Here is a 3,905-nt window from a genome sequence, read left to right as displayed (position 1 = left end):
GTCAGTAAGTAGTATCGAGTCAAAATTGTGAGTTGCCCCAGGTTTTCGAGGCGCGCCCCACAGGCCGCTTTTGGCCGATTTGCCCTTCGGTGAGTGGCAAAAATCGACCCATAGCGGCCGGTCATAACCGATAATATTCGTCATACACGTCCTACATGAGGCTCACCATTCTCCAGTTGAAGTATCGACTCCAAATGCGCTCTATGCCCCGGTCATCAATCCACTGCTAGACTCCATCATCTACCTGAAGTGTCGGAGGCATCATGAACTTCATTCTCTGGATCATTCTTGGTACAAGTGGCCCACAGCCCTTTCGAGCGGTCGACCATGCTGAGTACAAGAATATGGAGGCGTGTCAGCACGCAGCCGATCAGATCAAGGCATCACTTGAAGGGGTGCAGTTCCAGATCAACACCATCTGCACACCCAAGGACAATACAAAATAACGCGTGATCCTCAGGTGCGTGCGTTCGCTGACGCAAACCTGGCGTGTGGGCATGGGGGCCAACTATGTCGATGATCGCTATACCGCGCTGGATAACAATGTGGTCATGCCGGCTTACACGACAGTGGACGCCGCGCTGTTGTACAACCAGCCGAAATGGGACATGGCCCTGCGGCTGCGCAATGTCTTCGACAAGGACTATTACGCTTCGGCGCATGGTTCGGTGGACCTGATCACGCCCGGTGCCCCACGGACGCTGGAGCTGAGCACCAACTATCGCTTCTGAGCACAGACCTGAAGAACAGGCCCCAAAGCAGCCCTTCGTGAAAGGCTGCTTACGACTGTGGATTCAACACACTGGATTTTGTGTAAGCGGGATTTGTGTTAAACAAGCAAAAGCAGCACCTTGGGTGCTGCTTTTGAGGGGGGGCTGCACATTTCTGTCGGCCCGGGGACGCGCTACACGGATCAGCTGTTGSTGCGRTCGGCTGCCTTGGCTTTGCTTTGAGCTACRGAGGCTTCAGCCTTGTGTTTCTGGGCAACCTGGTAGGTTTCCATCGAGACTTTSCGGGCCGACTCCATGCGTGCGAMGGTCCGGTCACCGCCACCTGTGGCCATCGCCAGAGAAGARGCGGTCAGCGTGGCAACTACGAAGAGAACTTTCATGGATTTCATTTGGGTATCCTCAAGTGAGACTTTTAACAGTTAAAGCRRRATTCATKGGYTAGCGYYGAACKTCCTTGTTCAACCTGGATTCACCAGCCAGCCAGGGCGGCGTTTCCTGGAGTCCWGGTGCCTTGCTCCWKGCGYGCTTCGGYGTCTTTGTTTTTTGCCCAGAYGGTGAGCAGTACCATCATYSCGAAMCCRCCGACGATGAGCACCGGATAGGCTGCCAGCAACTCCACCAGCGAGTACTTCCAGGCCAGCGGACGACCMACACCCAGCATGGCGGCATAGAACCACGACACGCCAGAGAACGCSCCCGAGAACAGCGCCAGCATGCGCAGGCTGAAGGAGAGTTTCAGTAACGAACCGGCTTTYTTCAGCGCCGGCAATACAGCGCSATGCAACACGAAGCCGTTAATGGTCARCAGCACAACGATGCCGATTTTGGCTTGTAACTTTGGATTGAGGAAATACTCCATCCCCTTGCCGGMATAATCGATCCCGACAATAGCAATGCCYGTAATCCAGAGCCAGACAAGTGCAAGCGATACGGTCTTTTGAAGACTGTCCATGTGCGCGTCATCRTGGTGACCTGAYGCATCKCCCTTCAGGAGTTGCTTGACCATTGCAATGTCACTGGTCAAAACCAGCCCGATTGCCACGCAGCAGGCGATAAGATGAAAATATACAACGCCCAGGCGTAAATATTCCCCGACTGGTGAAGTAAGAATACTAAGTTCCATGACTACCTCTTTGTTCTAACAGTGAATCAACCTGACGTTCAGGACGGCGTGATTAGAGTTTGCCGTTGCTGACGGAAGTTATGATTCAGCCGTTTCAATTGAATTATCTTGCGGCATTACGCTGTCAAGATAAAAGCGAGTTTGGCGAATGAACTTTTAGTCATTCGATTATTTCCATTTTCAGGTAATAAAAAACCGCATCCGCACTTGGCGCATATGAGGTTTAACTTCCGCTTCTGGGGGTCAGGTGAGGTTCAGAGCCCGTGCCACCTGCTGCGTATTCTGACCGAAAAAACTGTATCCGTTCATTTCTTGATCAATTTTGCTGACCAACGGCAGTGTTCCTGGCTAGCTGCACATTGCCATCTTTTATCGTGCAGCCTGCACCATTACCGGGTTTGCGGCGAATGGGAAGGCAGACGAGAGCCCCGGCGTTTTTTTCGTCTTTTATTCCAGATTCCATGGAAGACATCGGGGGTTTTGAGCGAATCAGCCATAAAAAAGCCTTTGGCCGGGTTAACAAACCAGGTCAATGCACTGCCATTTTCCCCTCGAAAAAAGCCAATTCGCGGCATAGCCACAGGGGAATTTTCAGCAAAAAAGTTGCCTGTGCATTTGCTGACGACATAAACAGCCGTTTGATAGACGACGCTAGCCTTTGCCTCCGCTGCTGCTATTTACGGGTTTTTGTTGACCTCGACCTGTGGCCCGACGCCATCTCCGGTACGGAATGTCGGTAATGCAACCGAGTTCACGAATTTCACGCCGTCCCAGCTGGGCAAGGGTGTGGGCATCAATTGGAACTGGCCCGGGTGCTCAGAGTCCCAGCGCAGCAGCATCGCCGTGTCTTCATGCTGTGTGTTGTGGCAGTGCTCCATGTAGGTACCGGCAAACTCACGGATGTGTATGGCCATTTCGACATCGTCGAGGCTGTCGGAATCGCGGCCTACACGGTAGATATCCTTGCGCGCTCCTTTTTCCCATTCGGGTGGTGGTTTGCCACCTCGAGTGAGAATGATCCCTTCCTCGAAATGCACATGCACCGGGTGACTCCAGCCATTGCCGCCGTTCTCGATCTTCCAGACTTCCAGCGTGCCTTCGCCCTTGAACCCTGCCGGTGTCGGGCCAGTGGCCAGTTGTGGCGCGGCTGAAATCCGCCGCGGGTCCATACCGAAGCCTTCGCCGCCATCGGTCTTGATCGTCCAGGGCTTGAAGTCCGTGCCGTTGGAGCGGCCAAAGATAAAGGTGCGGTGCCGTGCCTGGGCAAGCCGGGCGATATCCGCAGGGTCATCACGATGCAAGGGCAAGGGGATCATGAACTTGCCCTCGGGCTTGCCAGGCTTGGCGGGCTCGAAGTCGACCGGATTCATGCTGACATCCTGGCCGGTGTAAGGCTGGACGTTGAGTTGCAGGAACAGGCCCACGCCCGGGTCACCGTTGACCCACTGTGGCCCGTGGCTGGTTTGCCTGACCACGGGCAGGTACTTCTCGGAGAGTACATCCGCCAATGGAATGTCGCGTTTCGGACGCTTGCCGTCTTCATGCTCCGCAATGTTGACGAAGAAAATCTTGTCGCCCGGGCTGATGCCGTTTGTCGCGAAGTCGACGACGATGTCATAGCGCTCGGCAATGCCCAGTATCGGCAGAATGGCATTGTGGTCCTGCGTGTCGCCGTCGCCATCGAGGTCCAGGCTGCCATCGAACGGCACCGCGTGCTCCATGATATTGCCGTCGTTGGCAATCATGTGGAACGGCACCCGGTTATAGGAAACTCCGGAGTTGTTCGGGCCAGGAAACTCGCCACCATTACCACTGACCTGACGCACCACCGCCAGYGTGAAGAAGCGAGAAACCGATCCGTTGAGAATGCGGAAACGGTAGCGGCGGGCACGTACGTCCAGGAAGGGTTTGAACTCCCAGTTGGTCAGCACCTGGTCACCGAGAAAGCCGTCGGTGTTGAAGGGGTTGAACCACAACTGGCCGGTCTGGTCCCAGGCCTTGTCGGCAATCGTCAGGTTGACGTCATAGTCGCGGTTACCCCACCCCAGCCC

The 3,905-nt window shown here is 55.0% G+C and carries 5 protein-coding genes and 1 pseudogene; 3 read left to right on the top strand and 3 right to left on the bottom strand.

What is annotated here, in order from left to right; translation table 11 throughout:
- The first annotated feature begins 263 nt into the window (after positions 1–263).
- Both ACXRVY_RS19540 and ACXRVY_RS19535 read left to right on the top strand, forming a co-directional pair.
- Positions 264–446 carry a hypothetical protein gene (locus ACXRVY_RS19540; RefSeq protein WP_223447925.1) on the top strand — a complete coding sequence of 61 codons (183 nt, stop codon included), beginning with the start codon at positions 264–266 and terminating at the stop codon, positions 444–446.
- Between the two features lie 18 nt (positions 447–464).
- Positions 465–731 (top strand): annotated as a pseudogene (locus tag ACXRVY_RS19535) (TonB-dependent receptor); the annotation flags it as partial.
- Between the two features lie 182 nt (positions 732–913).
- Here ACXRVY_RS19535 and ACXRVY_RS19530 read toward each other — a convergent pair.
- Both ACXRVY_RS19530 and ACXRVY_RS19525 read right to left on the bottom strand, forming a co-directional pair.
- Positions 914–1,120 (bottom strand): co-regulatory protein PtrA N-terminal domain-containing protein, encoded by a 207-nt coding sequence (locus tag ACXRVY_RS19530; RefSeq protein ID WP_458238027.1) that lies wholly within the window; start codon positions 1,118–1,120, stop codon positions 914–916.
- 80 nt (positions 1,121–1,200) lie between these two features.
- Entirely contained in the window at positions 1,201–1,854 is a 654-nt protein-coding gene (locus tag ACXRVY_RS19525; RefSeq protein ID WP_458238026.1) for a hypothetical protein, read from the bottom strand.
- Between the two features lie 108 nt (positions 1,855–1,962).
- On the opposite strand from ACXRVY_RS19525, the gene ACXRVY_RS19520 reads away from it, so the two are divergent.
- The gene (locus ACXRVY_RS19520; protein ID WP_457266044.1) at positions 1,963–2,484 is read left to right on the top strand and encodes a hypothetical protein; all 522 of its coding nucleotides are present in this window, start codon (positions 1,963–1,965) and stop codon (positions 2,482–2,484) included.
- 47 nt (positions 2,485–2,531) lie between these two features.
- Here the strand turns inward: ACXRVY_RS19520 and ACXRVY_RS19515 are convergent.
- Positions 2,532–3,905, bottom strand: a 1,374-nt coding sequence (locus tag ACXRVY_RS19515) for a multicopper oxidase domain-containing protein (protein ID WP_458238025.1), incomplete at its 5' end; no start/stop codon positions are given.

The organism is Pseudomonas sp. P5_A2_2, from assembly GCF_054177685.1.
Note: the sequence above shows the minus strand (reverse complement) of the source record. Positions and strands in the feature narration are given on the sequence as shown.

Excerpts from the sequence above, each read along its gene's own strand:
- ACXRVY_RS19540 (WP_223447925.1), top strand. The coding sequence starts at position 264 with ATGAACTTCATTCTCTGGATCATTCTTGGTACAAGTGGCCCACAGCCC.